This window comes from Hyunsoonleella pacifica (assembly GCF_004310335.1).
Taxonomy (GTDB): Bacteria; Bacteroidota; Bacteroidia; order Flavobacteriales; family Flavobacteriaceae; genus Jejuia; species Jejuia pacifica.
In genome coordinates this window covers 130,018-148,872 of record NZ_SIRS01000005.1, presented here as the reverse complement: position 1 = coordinate 148,872, position 18,855 = coordinate 130,018, and the positions used below count along the sequence as shown (strand labels likewise).

Annotated in this window: 20 protein-coding genes; 3 read left to right on the top strand and 17 right to left on the bottom strand. The window is 33.3% G+C overall.

Annotated elements, in window-relative coordinates:
- Position 1 precedes the first annotated feature (1 nt).
- The 3 genes from EYD46_RS12655 to EYD46_RS12645 are packed head-to-tail and all read left to right on the top strand — an operon-like array spanning position 2 to position 2,902.
- Positions 2-232, top strand: a complete 231-nt coding sequence (locus tag EYD46_RS12655) for a hypothetical protein (RefSeq protein ID WP_130937540.1) — start codon at positions 2-4, stop codon at positions 230-232.
- A complete protein-coding gene (locus tag EYD46_RS12650; protein WP_130937539.1) occupies positions 229-2,379 on the top strand; it encodes an AAA family ATPase in 2,151 nt (716 codons plus the stop codon). The genes EYD46_RS12655 and EYD46_RS12650 overlap by 4 nt, the downstream gene beginning before the upstream one ends.
- A gap of 1 nt (position 2,380) precedes the next feature.
- Positions 2,381-2,902, top strand: a complete 522-nt coding sequence (locus EYD46_RS12645) for a hypothetical protein (RefSeq protein ID WP_130937538.1) — start codon at positions 2,381-2,383, stop codon at positions 2,900-2,902.
- A 95-nt stretch (positions 2,903-2,997) separates the two neighbouring features.
- On the opposite strand, the gene EYD46_RS12640 is transcribed toward EYD46_RS12645, so the two are convergent.
- The 17 genes from EYD46_RS12640 to EYD46_RS12560 all read right to left on the bottom strand — a co-directional run bounded on the left by EYD46_RS12640 (position 2,998) and on the right by EYD46_RS12560 (position 18,785).
- Positions 2,998-3,210 carry a hypothetical protein gene (locus EYD46_RS12640; RefSeq protein WP_130937537.1) on the bottom strand — a complete coding sequence of 71 codons (213 nt, stop codon included), beginning with the start codon at positions 3,208-3,210 and terminating at the stop codon, positions 2,998-3,000.
- Position 3,211: 1 nt separating this feature from the next.
- On the bottom strand, positions 3,212-4,261 hold the full coding sequence (locus EYD46_RS12635) for a relaxase/mobilization nuclease domain-containing protein (RefSeq protein ID WP_130937536.1): 1,050 nt from the start codon (positions 4,259-4,261) through the stop codon (positions 3,212-3,214).
- The gene (locus tag EYD46_RS12630; RefSeq protein WP_130937535.1) at positions 4,242-4,598 is read right to left on the bottom strand and encodes a plasmid mobilization protein; all 357 of its coding nucleotides are present in this window, start codon (positions 4,596-4,598) and stop codon (positions 4,242-4,244) included. The genes EYD46_RS12635 and EYD46_RS12630 overlap by 20 nt, the downstream gene beginning before the upstream one ends.
- 455 nt (positions 4,599-5,053) lie before the next feature.
- Positions 5,054-5,539, bottom strand: coding sequence for a hypothetical protein (locus tag EYD46_RS12625; protein WP_130937534.1), 486 nt, complete (start codon positions 5,537-5,539; stop codon positions 5,054-5,056).
- Positions 5,536-6,312 carry a hypothetical protein gene (locus tag EYD46_RS12620; protein WP_130937533.1) on the bottom strand — a complete coding sequence of 259 codons (777 nt, stop codon included), beginning with the start codon at positions 6,310-6,312 and terminating at the stop codon, positions 5,536-5,538. The genes EYD46_RS12625 and EYD46_RS12620 overlap by 4 nt, the downstream gene beginning before the upstream one ends.
- Positions 6,313-6,948, bottom strand: coding sequence for a helix-turn-helix domain-containing protein (locus tag EYD46_RS12615; protein WP_241657678.1), 636 nt, complete (start codon positions 6,946-6,948; stop codon positions 6,313-6,315).
- On the bottom strand, positions 6,881-7,219 hold the full coding sequence (locus tag EYD46_RS12610) for a type II toxin-antitoxin system HigB family toxin (RefSeq protein ID WP_130937532.1): 339 nt from the start codon (positions 7,217-7,219) through the stop codon (positions 6,881-6,883). Before EYD46_RS12610 ends, EYD46_RS12615 begins: the two co-directional genes overlap by 68 nt.
- A 463-nt stretch (positions 7,220-7,682) precedes the next feature.
- A complete protein-coding gene (locus EYD46_RS12605) occupies positions 7,683-8,006 on the bottom strand; it encodes a hypothetical protein (RefSeq protein ID WP_130937531.1) in 324 nt (107 codons plus the stop codon).
- A 2-nt stretch (positions 8,007-8,008) separates the two neighbouring features.
- Positions 8,009-8,788 (bottom strand): PRTRC system ThiF family protein, encoded by a 780-nt coding sequence (locus tag EYD46_RS12600; RefSeq protein ID WP_130937530.1) that lies wholly within the window; start codon positions 8,786-8,788, stop codon positions 8,009-8,011.
- Positions 8,778-9,485 carry a hypothetical protein gene (locus EYD46_RS12595; protein ID WP_130937529.1) on the bottom strand — a complete coding sequence of 236 codons (708 nt, stop codon included), beginning with the start codon at positions 9,483-9,485 and terminating at the stop codon, positions 8,778-8,780. The genes EYD46_RS12600 and EYD46_RS12595 overlap by 11 nt, the downstream gene beginning before the upstream one ends.
- A 3-nt stretch (positions 9,486-9,488) precedes the next feature.
- Positions 9,489-10,547, bottom strand: a complete 1,059-nt coding sequence (locus tag EYD46_RS12590) for a hypothetical protein (RefSeq protein WP_130937528.1) — start codon at positions 10,545-10,547, stop codon at positions 9,489-9,491.
- Between the two features lie 35 nt (positions 10,548-10,582).
- A complete protein-coding gene (locus EYD46_RS12585) occupies positions 10,583-10,804 on the bottom strand; it encodes a PRTRC system protein C (RefSeq protein ID WP_130937527.1) in 222 nt (73 codons plus the stop codon).
- A gap of 2 nt (positions 10,805-10,806) precedes the next feature.
- Positions 10,807-11,292 carry a hypothetical protein gene (locus EYD46_RS12580; protein ID WP_130937526.1) on the bottom strand — a complete coding sequence of 162 codons (486 nt, stop codon included), beginning with the start codon at positions 11,290-11,292 and terminating at the stop codon, positions 10,807-10,809.
- Positions 11,293-11,491: 199 nt separating this feature from the next.
- Entirely contained in the window at positions 11,492-16,327 is a 4,836-nt protein-coding gene (locus tag EYD46_RS12575) for an Eco57I restriction-modification methylase domain-containing protein (RefSeq protein WP_165454383.1), read from the bottom strand.
- Between the two features lie 127 nt (positions 16,328-16,454).
- Positions 16,455-16,775 (bottom strand): hypothetical protein, encoded by a 321-nt coding sequence (locus tag EYD46_RS12570; RefSeq protein WP_130937524.1) that lies wholly within the window; start codon positions 16,773-16,775, stop codon positions 16,455-16,457.
- A gap of 11 nt (positions 16,776-16,786) precedes the next feature.
- Positions 16,787-18,070: a hypothetical protein gene (locus EYD46_RS12565; protein WP_130937523.1), complete on the bottom strand. Its 1,284-nt coding sequence runs from the start codon at positions 18,068-18,070 to the stop codon at positions 16,787-16,789.
- Between the two features lie 4 nt (positions 18,071-18,074).
- On the bottom strand, positions 18,075-18,785 hold the full coding sequence (locus EYD46_RS12560; protein ID WP_165454382.1) for a M23 family metallopeptidase: 711 nt from the start codon (positions 18,783-18,785) through the stop codon (positions 18,075-18,077).
- Positions 18,786-18,855 lie beyond the last annotated feature (70 nt).

Genomic DNA, 18,855 nt, shown 5'->3' with positions numbered 1-18,855 from the left:
TATGGCAAGAAAAGATACCATACTCAAAAGTTTTTTAAACCACGACCTTCTTCAATCTAAATATGAATTTGATAAAACAGATTTACCAACTACAATAAGGGAAGCTCTAAATTCAGACAAGACTATTGTAAAAGCAATTGCTTTGATAGTAGAGGGATTAGATGGTACTTCACCAGTTACGGACTCAGTTTTAAGGAATCAAGTAACACAATATTTAAACGAGGCCTTATGATTATCAGAAAGATTGAAATAGACAATTACTTATGTTACTATGACACTAATCCTTTTGTATTGTCGGAAGGCTTGAATATTATTCTTGGAGAAAATGGGGAAGGAAAAACAAAGTTTTTTGAAGCTGTGGATTGGTTATTCAATGGTGAAAATGAAGACTTAGAACTACTAGTTTCTGCAAAAAAATTAAGTGAAACCGAAACCGGCGAAAGTTTTAGAGTAAGGGTTTCAATGACTGTTGAACAGTATGGCGATAATAAAATAATAACAAGATCTTTTGTAGCTAGGAAGGAAAAAGAGAATCAGTGTTCAACATCGAGCTTTATGATTGAAGGTATTGAAGAAAATAATTTGGGTGAACGAAGTCAAGTTGACGGGGCTACGCTTTTAGATAGAATATTCCCTTTTCAAATTCGAAAATACTCTATGTTTAAGGGCGAAGCTGATTTGAACATTTTTGAAAGCGATAATGCTCTAGTTAACCTTATAAATTTATTTTCAGAGGCAAAACACTATGATAAATATTCAGAGAAAGGAACTTTTCTAAGAGAAAAAGCTGAAAAAGCAGTAGAAGATTCTGCGAAGCTTGACAAGAAAAATGCAAATCTTTACAAGAAACTTGAGGGGGAAATTTCACTTCTTCAAAAGGAGAAAGCTAAATACGAAGTTCATCTAAACTCTACTGATGAAGAAATTAGGAAAATTGAGGGGAATTTACAATCGGCAGCAAGTCACGTTAAAAATGCTGATGCCCTAGAAACTTTGAATAAACGTATAAAAGAGATTGAACAAAATATTTCTTCCCTAAACGGTCAAATTGATGAAAACTACACGACATCACTATTTGATGAAAACTGGATTCTTGTCAATTTCGAACCATATCATAAAGAATTCGCTAAAAAGGTATCCAAGCACAGTATAAGACGACGAGAACTTCAATCGGAGTTTGATAAAGAAAAGGGAATTAAGCTCGGTGAGAAAAAAGCAAAAGCTGATTTGCTCAATAATGCTGTTCCACTTCCGACCGGTGTACCATCAAAGGCACATATGGAAGAAATGCTAAAAGATGAAATATGCAAAGTTTGTAATCGTGAAGCAAAAAAGGGCTCTGACGCCTATGAATTTATGATGGAGAGACTAAAGACTTATCTCGAAAGCCAAGTTGTAGATGAAACAGAAGACGAAGAAGATGAGCCACTTTTTAAATTAGATTACACAAATAGGCTAGAAAATTTGAGTATTAGCCACGAAGACAATTTGAAAAATCTACGATCAATAAGAACTAAAATTAAAGAACTGTTTGAGTTTAATAGTGATAGGAAAAAAGAGATTGAAGAACTTAATGAGCAGTTAGAAAAGGAAAAATTAGAAAGAGAGAGGATATTAGGAAACTCTAGCATTGCAGAAGAAAAATTAATTGATGTACTTAAAAATTATAATGCTTGGCAAGATGATTTGAAAAACCGTAACCGGGATCAACTTAGATATACATCAGAATATGAAAAGATTGAAGCACAACTGAAAATAAAGAAAGAGGAAAAAGATAAGATTGATACTGATTCTGCAAATTCTTTCCTGATTAAAACTAGAAATATATTGCGAGATATTGAAACTATCTTTTTGGACACTAAAGAGAAAAAGTTTGATGAGTTTATTGAGAAGCTACAATCAAAGTCAAATACCTTTTTTAAGAAAATTAACATTGATGCGTTCACGGGTACGATTGTGTTTATAAGACGAAATAAAATTAGTCGAACTATAGTTGAAGTAGAGTTGCAAGAGGATGGTAGAGTTTTTTATAAGCCCAATCAATCGTTGCTAACATCAATGCATATCTCAATCCTTTTTGCTATTTCAGAATTAGCCACAGAAACAAAAGAAGAAAATTTTCCAATGATTTTTGATGCGCCCACATCATCATTTGGTGAGAATAAAACTGCGCAGTTCCTGAACTTAATTTTTGAAACCGAGAATCAAAAAATATTACTCATTAAAGATTTTCTAAATACTGATAAAACGACTAAAGCACTTTCTATCAAAAAAGAATTTGAGAGCGTTAGAAGAAATAAAGCTTTTTGGGTAAAACTAGAAAGACCTTTTGACCCAAATAATTTGAAAACAATTAATTCACAAGTAATTACACTATAAGATGAATAATTTATTTGAAAAATGGAAAACTAAAATTCCAAAATACAGTGTGGTACATAAAGATTTGTTTGCCTCACTTTCTCAAAAGTTTGGTGCGGAAGGCGAAAAGAAGATTAATCTGGGGAAGCATTTCAGTACTAACTACGAACTATATACCTACGCCTTTTTTCTAGGACTTTATAACAATGAATATAGTCCAATTCCAGATAAGGAAAAGAAAACGGATTTTAGTCATCACATTCAGCATTGGGGAAGCAAAACGACAATTACCACACGAAAGGATTTTACTAATCTTCAAGAAAACATATTCATTGCAATCATCGCAAAAACAGATATAGACTTGGTAGAACTAGAGAAAGGTGAACTTGACGAAGATCAAGCAATCAAATTAATTCTTAAAACGATGGAGTCTTATACGAATGGAGGTCTTATTCTCATAAAAGAAAAGTTGGAGGAAAATCCAAACTACTTTTTGCAACCAACTTCATTTTTAAATTTGATTTTAGAAAGAAATGTAGAATAAATAATATCATAAGAAAATAAAATCCAATAAAATAATAAACTTTTTCAATTCTTCAAGTTTACTCCTTCCGCTTTTTCCTATAATATATGTCCTAATTATCTGGGTGGAAACAATATCCTAGTTCCCAAAAGCCATTGCCTCATCTCCTCCTTTATTCGTTCTTCTTCAGTCATAGGGTCTGGTAAAACAGAAATTTCTTCTATCCCTGCTTTCTGTCTCTTTTCAGATAACATCGTTTCAAGCTGCTCAATGGTAAATGCCTCTTTGAGCGCTTCAACAATATTTGTATGTTCCAGACCCGTTTTCATTTTAATGTCTCAAGAATTTCTTTTTCCTTTTCTTTTTTGACTTCTTGATGCCTAAATCATTCAGTTCTAATTTAAATGCAGTCCATTCCGAATTAAATTCACTACTTACCGTCAAAGTACTTTTTTGAGTAGTCCCCAAATAATATTTTGATTTTTCAAAATCTGCTCTTGACCTTCCCGAAGAACTGTTTGTCTCTTTATTGACTCTGACTGGTCCTTTTGAAGATTCAAAAGCAACTCCCGCAGCTCCAAATTTTGCTCTATTAGCTTCGAGAATAATTGAATGGTCTCTGCTTTGCTCATAGTCTATTCTTTTTATAATGTTGTTCCATGAGAAATTTCTTCCCAAAGTGCTTCCTTTGTATATCACGTCGTCATGTCTAAAGGATACACCTGATACTCTACCAGTACTTTTACTTACATTGAATTTGGGTGATATGCCTTCAGCAAGTAAGGCTTGAACGAATTGCCCTAAATTATTTGAGTGTAATAGAGAATTTTCAATTTTGCCCTGAAGCAAAAGTTTTATTGGAATCTTACCAGTTCTAATAGTTTTCTCAATTTCTTTTTGAGTAAGGTTTGTTTTATTTTTTGGCTTCTTGTTGACCAATTCTAACAAACCATATTTCTTCTCTAGCTTTCTTACTACAGCTTCACTTCGTTCATAATCTTTGCTATCGCTAACCACTTCTCCAGAGAACTTTACCCTGTTTGCTATGATATGAATGTGTTGATGCTCTTGATCGGTGTGTCTATAAATGATGTATTGGTTATCATCAAAACCCATCTCGACCAAATAATCCAGTCCTAGTAAATTAAATTCCTCATCACTCAAGTTTTCTTCAGGACGCAAATTCAAGGATACATGATACACAGCCTTTCCGAGCCTAGGACGTAATTGTCTAACTAAGTTGAATTCTTTAGTCATTGCTACCGTCTCATCCAATGTTATGATGCTATCAATTACGTGACCTTCTCCTTGTTCTACCTTTTTCTGATTGTAAGCTAGAACTCCATAAAAATCTTTTCCTTTAATCTGTTTTGCTATCATCTCCTAAAATTTTAGATTTTATGAAATCGAGTGCATTTTTTAATTCAACAAGTTGTACTTGAAGTTGTATCAGTGAATGAGCTCCTATATGAACTTTTTTCGTTATTTGATTTAAGTTGTTACCTATTCTGCTTAGCTCTACAAAAACAGCTCTGTCAGTATTGTTGATTTGAGTCCTTGGCATTGGACGGCCTGCAGATTTTCTTCTTATATATTCTGTAGTCTCAATACCTAAAGAATGAGCACTATCCGAAACAAGTAAAAATTGATCCACTGTAAATCTTACATTTACTTGAATTGACTTAATTGATTTGATGTTCTTTTTAGGCCTTGCCATATCTAGTTTACTTTAGGGGTTTGGGGAGCATCCCCAACAAGCCTGCGAACACAGTGAGCAGTTTTTGCTATCAAAAACATGGCTTGCTTCGTGACCTCCGTTTAAAGCAAACCTACCATGATTTAGAAGTGTAAAAAGCCTCTACCGTACATAGAGTTTTGTACGGCAGATTTTTGTTTTTAAAAAATCCAGAATGGTCGAGGCAATTAAAAAAGTCGTAAATGGAAGTATATAGACCTATTTAAATGAAAATCTATTTCCATTAAATAGTTTATTTAGAATAATAATAGCAAATAATACCATTATTCTCGTTTTTTTACTAAAAACAAGGTGAACTAAAGTTTCTTAAAAGTGGTAAGGGAAAACCTGAATGACAGGGGTTTCATAACCCCGTTGCAATTATGAGTGTTCTAATAATGTTTGGTTCTTTCAGCTTCTTTATAAACATAGTTTCCTTAACAAAGCATTATTTCTTCCAGAATTGCCTTAATGGAAATTTCTGCTTCGGGCTTTTCGAAATACCGTGAAGTGTTATTGGCAAGAAGTTCTATAGCTGTTCTGTATCTAGCTTTGCCATTTCCATTGTCTTCATAATAAAGACATGGGTTTTTTGGATGAATTTCTGAAGGGGTCTCAAGACTTCTTGAATCTCTGTTCAAGTATTCAAACCTTACTGAGGCTCTTTTATGAATTTCATCTAAAGTGAGATTCTTGGGATATTCTTTTACATCGTAATAGAGTTCTTCCAAGATTACAATAAAAGCCCGTCTTCTTGAAAGCTTAGGTTTTCTTTTGGAGAGTTCTATATCAAGTTCAAGGTCTTGAAGGATTTTCTCAGCGAGTCTTATTTGGGAAAGTGTGTACTGATTGTTGTTGATTACGAGGTCATCTTTTTCAGCAATCTTGTTGAGACGTCTTAGAAGTTCTTCATTTGTAATCATAACCTTTGCTCACCTTTGCCCTTTTGCTTCGAATTTGTTTTCGAAATAACAGTATTCAAAATAGCAACATATTTTTTTGTTGAAAGGGAAAGACGGAATACTTTTTCCTGAAAGATGTTTGCAATCATTAAGTACTCCGCAATACTTGCTGACTTTGGGTTTAACTTGGTTTTGAATAGAAGCTTTAGAAAAGTACTCTCGTATGGTTTAAGTTGTGACTTGGTACTAGTAAGTTGATTTTCTAGTTTATCTTGAAACTTATCCCTCTTTTGTGGGTTTGTTTCAAACTCAGTACGTAGTTTCGTCAATGCTGGATTGTTGAACATATTCTCCGCAACAAAACGTCCAAATTCCCACTTTCTATGGGATTCCACAACATCAATTAAATCCGTTTCTACAAAGTCTAAAACAGCCCCATTTTTTAAAGGACTGATTAAGTCGAACTTTAATTCAGCTAAATTGCGGAATTCTTGATTTGATTCTATCTCTAAATTGTTTAACAAGTGCAGGCAAAACCTCTTGGGAAGGTCCAAAGCAGGTATTTTTTCATCAAATACCGCCTTTAGGAACAATTCTCTTTCCTTGTTATCTATCTTATCGTAATACGTTCCATAAACGAATGTGAGGGATAGTAATGTTTTGAGTTGGTAATCAGAAAGAGAGCAGTTAGTAACATCTAATTTTCTTGCCTCAATATCCCTCAATACTTCATTAAAGGAAGTATCATTAATATGAGCTTTATAATCAAGTATATTATATTTTGTTTTAGACATCTAACTAACTAGTGCAAAATCTTCCTCATTGGCAATCTTCAGTTTTGGTTTTTCCAACTTCTCAATTTTGCTTTTTATTTTAATTCTTTCATCATGGGGTAAGAATGTCGGTACCAAATCAGTCAAATCAATTTTCAAAAGTTGATTGATAATTACCAAATCTTTCAAAGTAAAAGGACTAATACCATTCATTAATTCAGACATATAACTTTTACTACGATGCCCCAAAATACTTCCAAGTTCTTTTTGATTGAGTCCAACATTCTTAAGTTTCTTTCTTATAAGAGCCTTTCTATTCTCAATAAATATGCGCTCCTTTTCGGCAATGAACTCAGCAAAATCGCTTTCAAGTATTTTTTTATCAGAAATTCTTGAACTGGAGCTCCAGTTCTTATTCTCGTAGACTTCAATTAAGTCTCTGAGTTGCTTTCTGACCTTTTTATATTCAGGATTCTCTTTAGCGAGTACACGCAACTTTCGGTCTGCTATCAAGGCACGTTCCAATTCAAGTTCATTACGGATTTCCGTAAGTTCCAAAAAATCTTTTAAGCTAAATTGTGTTTTCATATTAAATCCAGTTATTAGATTTGAGCCACTTCCTAATGGTGTTCTTGTTGTTCTTAAATACTTCTTCATATTTTTGATGACTGCCAACCCAAACAACTGTAGCCTCACCATCATCAAACTCAATCATTATCATAGTTCTATGAACTGATATATTGAAAAAATAGAAACCATCACTATGGACACAATCTGCATCCGACCTAGTTTCATTTAATTCAGTTTGGTCTTTCCATTCATTAGACTCAATATCCTCAATAAGAAGTTCAATTTCTTTTGCTAATGAGGTATTTCCTCTATTTTTCCTTTTAAGCTTCTCTAGGGCTTTCTTATTGGCTAATCTCATTCTTGATGCAAATATACAAAAAGTTCGGATATTTTCCGAACTTTTTGTGATTTAATTTTTATGTATTATTATATCCATATATCAATATTAATATTCAGATATAGACTTAAATATAGCTATGTATGAATCTATCTCAATTTAAATAAATCAATATATGTTTATATGATTACACAACTGAATGTACAATCCTATAAATATATAAACATATAGGGCGATATATATATTAATTGAGGTATGGTCTCAATACTCTCATAATTTGCATAGTTAACTCAAACGCAGCAAATATTGGTAAAGCAAGCCAAATACCAGGTATAAACCCAAGCAAAATAATCATTACAATTAGTGGTATTCTGAGTATTCGTTTTACTCTCATTATACCTAAAAAAGTATAAATAACCACCAGTAAAAATCCAGTAAAAGGAAGATCTTCGTACAATTGATTAAAATTCATGATATTACGTATTTAATTAGTTTTATCTAAGTTTTTGAAGCGTACAAACAACATTTTGAAGTACTTTTTGTAAACATCCGAGGTAAATGTTTCATAGGTGTATTCATAATCAAGTCCTGACCTTTGAACAAACTTTAAACTATTCCAAGACTTTTGTTGAAACGACATATAGAAAAAGAGCATCTTTTCAGACAATAGATAAATACCATTTTCGTCAAGATGATAAGCGATAACCAATGTCCCAATTCTCAAATTGTAAAGTGGGATACTTACCTCAAAAATATCCCCAACAGAAACTGAACTTGGAGAATATTCTTCGATTGAATCTTTTTGCATATTCATACGTTTATAGGGTTAACCACACCACTCTCTAGATTTACAAATCCACCTTGAATACTTACCTCTTTATTCATTAATAGTCTCATAATACAATCACTAGCATGGGTAACTAGCACATCATTTATGAAAAGTGATTGTTCGTTTAACTTTTCAATGTAAGAGCATCCCTCCCCTTGTTGGGTTGTATTGTCTTGCTCATTCAAATTGGTGTAGAAATCTGTTATTGATTTTAAACTTTGTATAGGTTCAAATTCTACCTCTTTAAAGTTTCTTTCCTCATTAAATAAACTCCCTAAAACAAATTGACCTGTATTTCTGCTATTTCCAATGTCTAACCAGTAAAACATTGTTTCATATTCACTCCCTCTATAGACATCCTTAATAGACTTTGAAAGTTCAGTTCTAAATTTGGCGTTGTCTACACAAGTAATAACAATGTTGGAATGAATATCATTACCATAAGGACTAGCATGAAATGGTATTCCTTCCCATAATAGTCCAAATGTTTGGTTGATTTTTGTCATAGCGCAAACTGCTTTGTTTGCCCCAATATCGTTGGGTGTAAAAAGTTGTCGCCCAATGTTCATAGGTTCTACAATGTCCTTGTCAAATGCTCTAACGTGCAACCCTGAATGACCTATGTACCGTAAGGCATAATCAATCCTTGCCAACCTTGCGAGTAACAAAGAGCCAGTTCCACCCAACCCAATTAGTGAAATGGTAATCGGATGTGTAGGATTGAAAAAATAATTCGGTGCGATATGTACTCTATTTTTCATATAAATCTTTTAATTGTAGGTTGCTCGAAACAAGTAGTTTATCATCAAACTTTCCACTTCCTTTAATTGAGTTCATTCTCTCTACTATGTTTCCTTTTATTAGTCTGTTATTGTGGGTTTCGGTAAAAACAGAATTAAAAAATTGTCTTTCCGAATAACACATAATGTCTTCGTAGTACTCAAATCCCTCGTAGTTTATCGAGGCAGTTCCCATACATACATCTCCATTCGTTCCTACGTTTAAAAATGGAGCATACATTAGTTTTGTTGATGCTTCTATGCGGTCTTTTCTATTCAAAGCGAATACTTTTAGACTGTTACCTTGTAGGCAAAAAACAAGTTTAGGAATTGGATAATGTCCACTTGAAATACCTGTTTTTTCCTTGAAATAAAGTGTTGTTTGTTTTGGAAAAACCGTCCATACTAGACTTAGATTTCCTTTGAACTCAAAATGCAATAGCGTATTAGGAATTATACCTTTAAATGAATATTTGATTAAATCCCCCTCTAAACATTCAAATATATTTTTTGCAGTATCTTTTGTGAGAGGTGTCCCTGCTGTTAGTTTTTCTGCTCTAACCTTGTGGTAGGTAAAATAGTGGTCGTCCTCATTGTAACTCCGTGTTTTTTTGTAACCCACAATTGCAAATTGAGGAGTGAAGTGTTCTTCCGTTTCAATTCTTACAATATCGTTCATCGTCTATAGTTTGTTTAGTAACTCGTTTAAATCGCATACAAAATCTTCTAAATCGGAAATTTTTTGTGCTAAGTTTTCGTCGAATCTTTCAACCTTGTTGGAATCTACTCGGGCAAAAGAAAAAGCCGAAAGTATATCTGTATCTGCAGATACTTGATTCAAAATATCTATATACTGCCTAACAAAATCACTTTCATTATAATCTGCAATCAAAAAGGAATCTATGTGATCAGTATCACACTCTCGATTATCATAAATTGTCACTTTATTAATGGAGTTAAAGTCTATTTTTTCCGATTTAAGCAACAAAGTTTTAATGTCCTTATATGTTTGCTTTATTGGTTTGTAGTGTTTTAACTGATTTGACCAATCACTTTCAACATGGGATTGAAAAGCCTTATAGTTTCTCTTAATAAAATTGATAGAACCTTCTGATTGTTTTACCTTTTTCAAGGTGTTCTCGATTTCTTCGCAATAGTCAAATTCGTCAAGAAGAAACGACCAACACCATTCTATCATTGGGCTGTTCAAATCAAAGATTGATTGAAAAGGCAAATTCTTTATAAAGGATAGTATGATTTCATAAAGTAATCTGTTCTTATCTCTTAACAAAAAGACCCTATCCAGTTCAATGCAAAACACTTTGTCTCTTGAACCTAGATGTCTTTTTAGCAAAAGCGCATATTCGTTTGGAGCAACTTCAATGGTGTCTATGTGGTCAACCTGCGCTCTGTCTTGAAGTCTAAAGGCACAGCGTAAGATTAAATCTTGCAAAGAATCTCTCTTAGAAAACTTCCAGTCTGACAAATTACCAGTCAATTCTCTAGTTGCCTTTACCATCAACTTAGCTATGCCCTTACAATCAACTTCGTTAAATTCGTTGAATGGTCGAGTAGATGTTATTGGTTTTAAGTTTACGTCAAATAGAAATCTTGATTGCATATTAATACGCTCATTTTTCGGTTGTCGCTTTTGTAACTTTCCTGAGTTATAGCTTTGAAAAAAGAACTGTGGAATTTCTTGAGTTCTTTCGATTTTTTTCTCTCTTGTCTTTGTTTGCATTTTCCGTTTTTTAAAAACTCATCAACATTCATATATCAACCTTTTGTACCCGCAAGGGAGTGGAACTCAATAAGGTGAAATCCGTCTTGAATGCCTTTGTCTTCCGTTCGTGCGTTTGTTATCTCTGGATAAAGTTGTGCATAATGAGACATGATTTGGTTAACTCCTAAATCTGGATTGAAATCATCCAATTCAATCGATTCGCTATTACCTTTCAAAAAGGTGAATTTTCTTCTTAATAATGTTACTGCTTCCATGTTTAAAATAATGATGGTTCGGTATATGCGCTCATGTCTTTTATAACCTTTTTGGCATCTTTTTGATTCGGGTTTACTGCCAATATCTTTTCAGCCATTTCAATGGCGGTCTTATGGTCTTTCAATGGGTTAAAACCGTTTTTACCAACGAATTCTTGAAGTGATTTAACATCCTTTGAAACGCTCTCTTTTTGCTTCTTACCGCTTTCAGTTTTACTTAACTTATCTTGAAGAGATTTCTCATAGGCTTCCACATTGTTGAATCCAACCTTGGTTTTTTCAAGAGGTTCGTTTATGATTTCAAAAAACCTTTCGTCCATTTCATTTACAGGCAGACTTATGGTTAAAGCTTTCAGCTTTTTTAGTGACTTGTCATTTGATTCGGACTTGGGAAGTAATGACACCGAAACTAGGTTCTTATCGTAGGTAATACTCAAACCAATTTGAGAAATACCCATCTCCTTTAATGATGAAAAAAAATCGCACATAGTAGTATAATTATCTGTTTTACAATTACTTATATTGTAAAAATACTAATGAATAACACGATTTTCAGGAATTAAAAGTCGAATATCCACCCTATTCTTCATTTTCCCTCTCCACAAAAAAAGCACCCTTTAGGGTGCTATGTTTTGCGACAAACGCAGGATTTTAATAAAAGCAAAATTTAGCTCTTTTGTTCTTATACTATCTGGTTATTTGATTGTTTGAAATTCCTTTTTGGGTTTTAATAGTTTTGTCTTTTTCTTTCTCCTCTTCCTCTGATTGAGTTTCAGAGAATTTGTTATCGAGGTCTATTGAAATTTGTGATAATTTGCCCTCAATCCTTATCAGTTGGTCTACCTTGTCAAAACTTAGGTTTAGGATTTTGTTGTTGGCTTCTAGTAGTTCCTGATATTCTGAAATAGTTGTTTCTTGATTTTCTATTGATTTTGGAATTTTAGAAAGTGCGTTATAAAAATAGTTGGCCATGCTTATTGGATTACTAACTAGTTTTCTTAGACCATAGCCGTAAGAGGCATTTTCAGTTTTAACTAATAGTGAGGTATGTCCTTCCGATTTGATTTTGAGTTTTAGAGAACTGCTTTCTATCTTGAATATTTCGATTTCGGTGTTTTGAGATTTTAAGGTTTTTACTTTTCTCAAAATTGCATCACCTAAATCTTTTGGAGTTGAGCTTTGAGACATCCCGAGTACACTTTTTACTTTACTGTAATAAATTTCTCTGTCTTGTAGCTTGTGCCAATGTTTCACATCGTCGTTTAGAATTGATAAGTTATTTTTTGCTGTTTCTAGTTCTTTTGAATAGAATTTTACATTGTTTTGAGCCTCTAACTTATTTTTTTTAAAAATTGATTGTTCTAGTACTAATTCTTCTAGTTCTTTTGTTAGGTGTTCTTTCTCAAGGTAAAGAGGGTCGTTTTTTGCAACTGCCAATAGTGTCTTGTAGTCAATACCTCCGTTCTCATCTACATCGCCTAGTTCGAGCCTGTTAAATTGAATTGTCCCGTTAGTTATTTGCTCAATAAAATTCTTTTTTGTGTTGATATTATTCAACATTAAACTGTCTGTACTATTTTCAACAATATAGAATGATACAATAACCTGGTTGTTCCAATGTGTCTTGGCAAAAACATTTCCTTTTCTTACCCCTCTGCCATTTCGCTGGTCTACATCCGTTGGGCGATGTGGTATGTTGACATGATGGATTCTAATTAGTCTTTCTTGAATGTTTGTGCCTGTTCCTAACTTTTCGGTTGAGCCAATAATAATTCTGAAATCTCCAGCGTTTACTTTTTTAAAACACTCTAACCTTTTACTATCTGATTTAAAATCATGAATAAATACTATTTCTTCATCCGGCACACCTAGTTCTTCCGTCAGTATCCGTTTTAATTCATGATAGACATTAAATGACTCTTTTGGAGTTCCCAAATCTGAAAATATTGCCTGAGTACCTTTAAAGTGGTTACTCTCGGTATAGGTTTTATGAACTTCCTTAGCTACAGTCCAGAGTTTGGTTTCTTCATTGTCTTCACCGAAGGGATTTAAAAGTCTAGTGTCAATAGACGCATTACGCATGTGATGAAGTGCTATTAATGATAAAGCGGTTTTTTGCTCATCAGAGTATTTCTTGGCTCCGTATAAGTATTCAGAATTTCCAGTTTTTAAGAATAATTTTATTTGCTCAAAGTAGTCTTTCTGAACTTGTGTGGGTTTTAAAGTATTTACATCTACGGCGATTTTCGGTCTTTCTATGGTATGCGTTTGTCCATTAACTATGATGGATATTTCATTGTATAATGAGGAAAGTAGTTTTAGTTTTTTAAAAGAGCGAAATCTTTCTTTTACCTTGTAGTCTCCCGATATGGTAGGTTCAAATTCGAATGATTTGTTAGCAAAGACTTGTGCCCATTGGTCAAATGAAGAAATATTAAGTTCTTCAAGACGATTTGGGATTAAGTATTTGAATAAAACATAGACTTCGGTTATTGAATTTGATATAGGAGTACCTGAGAGAAACGTTGCTTGAAAATCAGTACCTTTTCTCATTTGCAAGGTTCTAATTGCTATTAATAAGTTTTTGCTTTTTTGAGATCCTTTACTTGTATTTAAACCGGCAACTCTTGAATGACGTGTTGTATACATCAAATTCTTAAACTTGTGGGATTCGTCAATCATGATGTGGTCAAACCCCAGTTGGTCGAAGTCGAGAATATCATTCTTGTCAGATTCAATTTTATGATATATTCCGTCTAATTGTGCTTGCAAATTTTCCTTTCTAGTTTCCAATCCTTTTAAGACGCGTTTGTTGATATCATACTTATTGTCATAAATTACTTCTAGGTCCTTTGTCAGGTTGTCTAGTTCGTCTTGAACCACTTTTTGTATCACTTCGGGCGATTGTGGTATAAACTGAAAAGTATCATGACTCATAAGTACAACATCAGGTTGTTGCGAGATTATCTTAGAAAAGAATTGATTTCTTTTTAGTTTTCCACTTACTTCTTTGTCCGTGGCTACTAGGAGCTTCATTCTTGGAAATGCATTAAGGAATTCCTTTTGCAATTGAATTAGAGTAGGTTTAAGCCCAATTATCAGTGTTCTGTTTGATAAATTAAGTTCTCTTAGTTTTTGAGCAGATAGAGCCATATCAAGTGTTTTTCCAAACCCTACTTCTTTATTCACTAATAAACCCTGGTTCATGATAATTCCAGAAACGGTGTCTTTTTGACTCCTGTATGGGGTGAATTTCTGTAGACCGTCAAACTTTAAATAGTCGCCGTTGTATCTAGGCATTATTTTAGCCTCGTAGGTTGCATAGAAATGATTTTCCAAAGAAGATTTTAACTCACTGTTTTGATGAACGTACTCGCTAAATTCTTTGTATATGAGTTCATGTTTCATTTTAAACTCTTGCATTTTCGTGCGATCAATTCTTTTGTATTCTTTTGAACCTTTTGTTATGTAGGGAATGCTAGAATTCAATGCCCCTTCAAGTACATCTTTAAATCCATAGTTTCTGTTTTCTGAACTGACATAGAACTTTTTAATAAGGGAGTACTCGTATGACTCAATCTTTACTGCATATTTGGAAGTTGATTCTATGTAATCAATTTTTGTAATTGTTTTGTAAGTATCAAATATGAAGGACTGAGTTACCTCAATTGGAAACCAAGGCTCATGGAGGTTTATATCTAAGTCTTCAAATGGTGTAATTGGTGGTTTAACTTTTTCCAGTTCAACAATGGATTGAGATATTTGAGCTCTATCCATATATGGTTGGAACGCTCCAAATTGTCTACTTTCGTACCATTGAATTTTTTTTGAAATATCCCCAGAAAGAAACCTGAATTTAGGAGTAAGATGAGGCCCATCTTTGGAAGGATTAACAAATAGCAGGTTCCTTGCGAGCGATTCCTTAATTATGTCCTCTGGTTGTAACCCTGTACTGTCTGAAATGACATCTATATTAATATCGTTGGTTTTATTCATCGAGTACATTATGCCATCTGCAAGAGATAGAAGTTCGGGCTTTTTGGTTTTTCCATGCCAGGGTTCAAGCAGTATTTGGCTCTTAACAAATTGTCCGTCTTTTGGGGTCTCTAAGGATAAAACTAATGGCCCTTGTGCATCTATTGTAACTAATTGATAGTTTGAATCGGCATTAAGATTTCCGTACTGAAAGACGAATACGTCATATTGATATTTTAGGTCATTCAGTATCTTTTCTCCATTATAATCATCAGCATCTATGAGTTTCAAATAGGCATCCCTTAATGATATGATTTGTGATAGTTTTTGAAATTCATTTCGTTTGGTCTTTAAAAAATAGAAACTGCCTGTATCGGTAATCTTCGCAACTTTTTGGTCTTTAATAAAGAGGTTTCCAGGCTTCAAATCACCGTTATATACTTGGTCTGTTTTATTGAATTGTATGTTGTTTGTTGGCTTTTTTTGTATTGAGTTTTGTACGGCTTTGCCGAGTAAGGGATTGAATTTTGTTAAAGAGCTTTTTATGTTTGGTTCTATCCTTACAAGATTGAATTCATTTGTTACTGTATAATCAGAGTTGTTATATAGCCCACCAGGAAGGGTTTTACCGAAAATGTTATTTTCATATTCATGGAAATATGCACTAAAGTCTACTTCATTTTCCCCAATTAATCGTTTAATTGATGAGGTAAAAAGACTGTTTATTGAATGTTGCTCTTTTGATATTTCAAGACCTCTATTGTTTTGAAAAATCAGAATGTCGGTAACAATGGATGTGTTTTCGGTTTCAAAAGTGTTGTCAGGTAATCTAACCGCACCTATAAAGTTGTTTTCTTCAATAAGGTGTTTGCGAATGGACTGATACTTAGATTTATCCATGAAGTTCTTAGTACAGACTAATAGCGCTATCCCGTTTTGTTTAAGCAGTTTCAGACTTTTGTAAATAAAGTAGCTATGAATATTGCTGGTCAATTCCGATTTCAATGGATGCTTTAATAAATCTGGATCAAAAATTTTATTTGCACCGAATGGAATGTTGCTAATAACTAAATCATAGTTTTTAGGAGCTGTTGTCTTTCCGATAGCCTCAAAGGGAATCCCAAATGCAGTGACATTTGGTTTGTTCTTAAAGTTATGTTCTAAAATTCTTGTCGTCAGAATTTCCTTTTCGAATGCCGTAACCTTTGCATCCGGAAACTCTTTTAACAGTCCTCTAATAATAAGTCCATTTCCCGCCGATGGCTCTAATATGTTTATGGGCTTAAAGTTTGGGATAGATGACAGGTATTCTGTAATCGCTCTTATTAAGGGGGCAGGAGTAAAAAATGAGTTCAAAGAGGATTTCTTCAGACTATTAATAATAGTCTCGGAATATTCTTGGTCAACATAGGATATTAAAGCTTCATTAAAGCGCGATCTGTAACTATCATTTTTAAGGATGTCAAAAATGTTTCCAAATCCTGGATTATTAATAAATACGTGATTGTTGTTTGGGGCATCTCGCAACGCCTCTATAGTCCGGATCATATAATCCAGATACTTTTTCTTGGAGTATTTCATAAATCAGTGAGTTAAGGAATAGCATTGAAATTTATGTTGTGCTTTGAGTTGTTTCAATGCTTATTAAAAATTGTTTTTTTTAAATCATATTTGGTTATTTATTAGTTGTTGAGTTAATGCTCAAATTAGATTCAGGAGAGTGGTAATGCGTATCTGCTTCTACTTTTTCAATGAGAACATCGTATATTTTTGCTTTTAGATTTTGTATTTGAGTTGTTGAATCCGTGGAAACCTCAATAAGTGTTTTTTTAAGGGTTTTGATTTCCAAGAAATATGCATTTTGAGTTTTTCTGTGCTTTTGCTTTTCTCCTAAAAACTTAAACTTTGAATGAAATTCTAACTCGCTGTTCATTATAAACAAATCAGAAAAAATGAGTTTTGTTTGTGGGTCAGTAATAGTTAATGTGAATACCATTTAATTTTTTTTTAAAGTTTTATTTCAGTTTTAGGTTCCTTTAATGGATTGTTCGTAATAGCTTGGTCTGCTATTTTCAAGGCAAGATTTTTGTTTTGGTCATTTTCAAAATTTTGTATAATATAACTCTTGAAGTTGTCCCAGATTGGTCTAAAGGAAAGGTCTTTGCTATTACCATTATAGCTTTGCGCGAAGTGCCATTGGTTTGTACCGTAGTGCCTCTTCAAATACCCAGTATGCCCTCCATTTGTAAGTTCGATAGCTCCCTTTTCTAAATGGAAGTTTTTTCTATCTATCACTTCTTTCGATAAATAGTATTTAACAGTGCTAGGAAAATCTTTGCTATCAAGTGCATCTTTAAAAGAGTACCACTTTAGTGCTTGGTTTGAACTGTTGTAGTTCTTGCCGATAAACAGTTCTCCGTCTTTTACACCCAATACAACATCATATTTGAGTTTGGATATTTTCTCAATATGGCTTTCAAAATATAATTGTCTTATGTCATCATGTGTAAAATGAAAAGTATTAGAAGCAGGTATGACTTCTAAAAATGGTTGAAATACGAGATAATTGTCGTTCCCTTCTGTCAATCTTAAAATTTGGTGCCCTCTATACGCAACTGGAAAAGTGAAAGATTTTCCGATATGTTCAGAAGGGTTTTCCAAAATATTTGGGTTCAAAGACTTTACTCCATTTTCGAAGTATTTGTTTGAGTTGAATGATGAGTTGACAATGTTGGCATATACCTGAACTATGTTTTCTAAATTATCCGTAAATGTTTTCTTAACATCCTCATAAAAAAAAGAGTGGTCAAAATTAAGCGCGTTTTCGCTGGAAGGGTGTAGCCTAGAAATTTTCTGGGCTAGTTCTAACAGGTTCAAGGTTTTCCATTTTAAAATATTTTCATGTTTACTAGAAGCTATTTTGAAACCCTTAATTTTATCGCTAAACCCCAAGTGTATAGTTGATATTAAATTTTCTGCTTCTTTTATTTTAATGTGACCCACTCGAAACACTTCCATGTCAGTTTTAATAAGTTGGTCCTTCATTTTGTGGTAATCAATAAGCTTAGATAAATTACTGTTTATATATCCAGTTTGAGCAAGGTCTAGATTTCTTAGATATTTAAGTCTTTCAACATCATTTAAATCTTCAGGCCTAACATTTCCATATTCCAGAGTCTTGAATTCCCTAAACTCTTTATTACTTATTGTGGACCCAAAATTTCTAAGCTGAGCATAAAACTTCCGTATTCTTTTGACTAGCTTGGGTTTCTTTTTTTCTTCTTTTTCCATAATCCTAGTTATTAGTTATTAGTTTTTTGAGAATATTTTTCTTTTGATTTAGTGATGGTATCGGGTCTATTTTCTGTTTATTCTTTACAACTTCATAGTGTAAATGATTTCCAGTTGAAGCTCCAGAGCTTCCTACAGTCCCGATAAGCTGATGTTGGTCTACATACTGTCCCTTTGTAACTAAGACTTTTGTTAGGTGGCCATAGAGGGTTTCAAAACCAAATCTGTGTTTAATAATTATGTGGGTTCCATACCCGGTTTTTGAATGTTTAATGGATATAATAGTACCAGAAGCGGTGGTATAAACATGAGTGTCTTTTGGGGCGGCAAAGTCTAGTCCATAATGTTTTTTTACATCTTTGGTGATGGGATGAACCCTATATCCGTACTTGCTACCAATATAGTAGCCACCTTTCTCTAGTGGTGAACAAGAAGGTATTTCATCCAATAGTTTTGGATAGAGTTGCAAATAAGTCTCCAACGGAGTGAAATACGAATAATCAGGGATTTCATATAAGAAGTGAACTATTTTGTTTTCAATTTGATTTAACAACCTTTTACGCTCAGTCGCATTAACCATACTGTCATTTATAGATTCGTTGATATTCGCTTTTAGGGATTCGTCGTAACCACTTAACACTACAAGATTTTCATGAAGTTTTTTCTTGTCCGATGAGAGTATGCTGTTGGCAAGATATACTAGAATTATCACCATAATAAAAGTGGCATACCAAGGTTCTTTTTTTCTTAGAATACTTAAGAGTTTGTTTTTTGAGATGTTATCT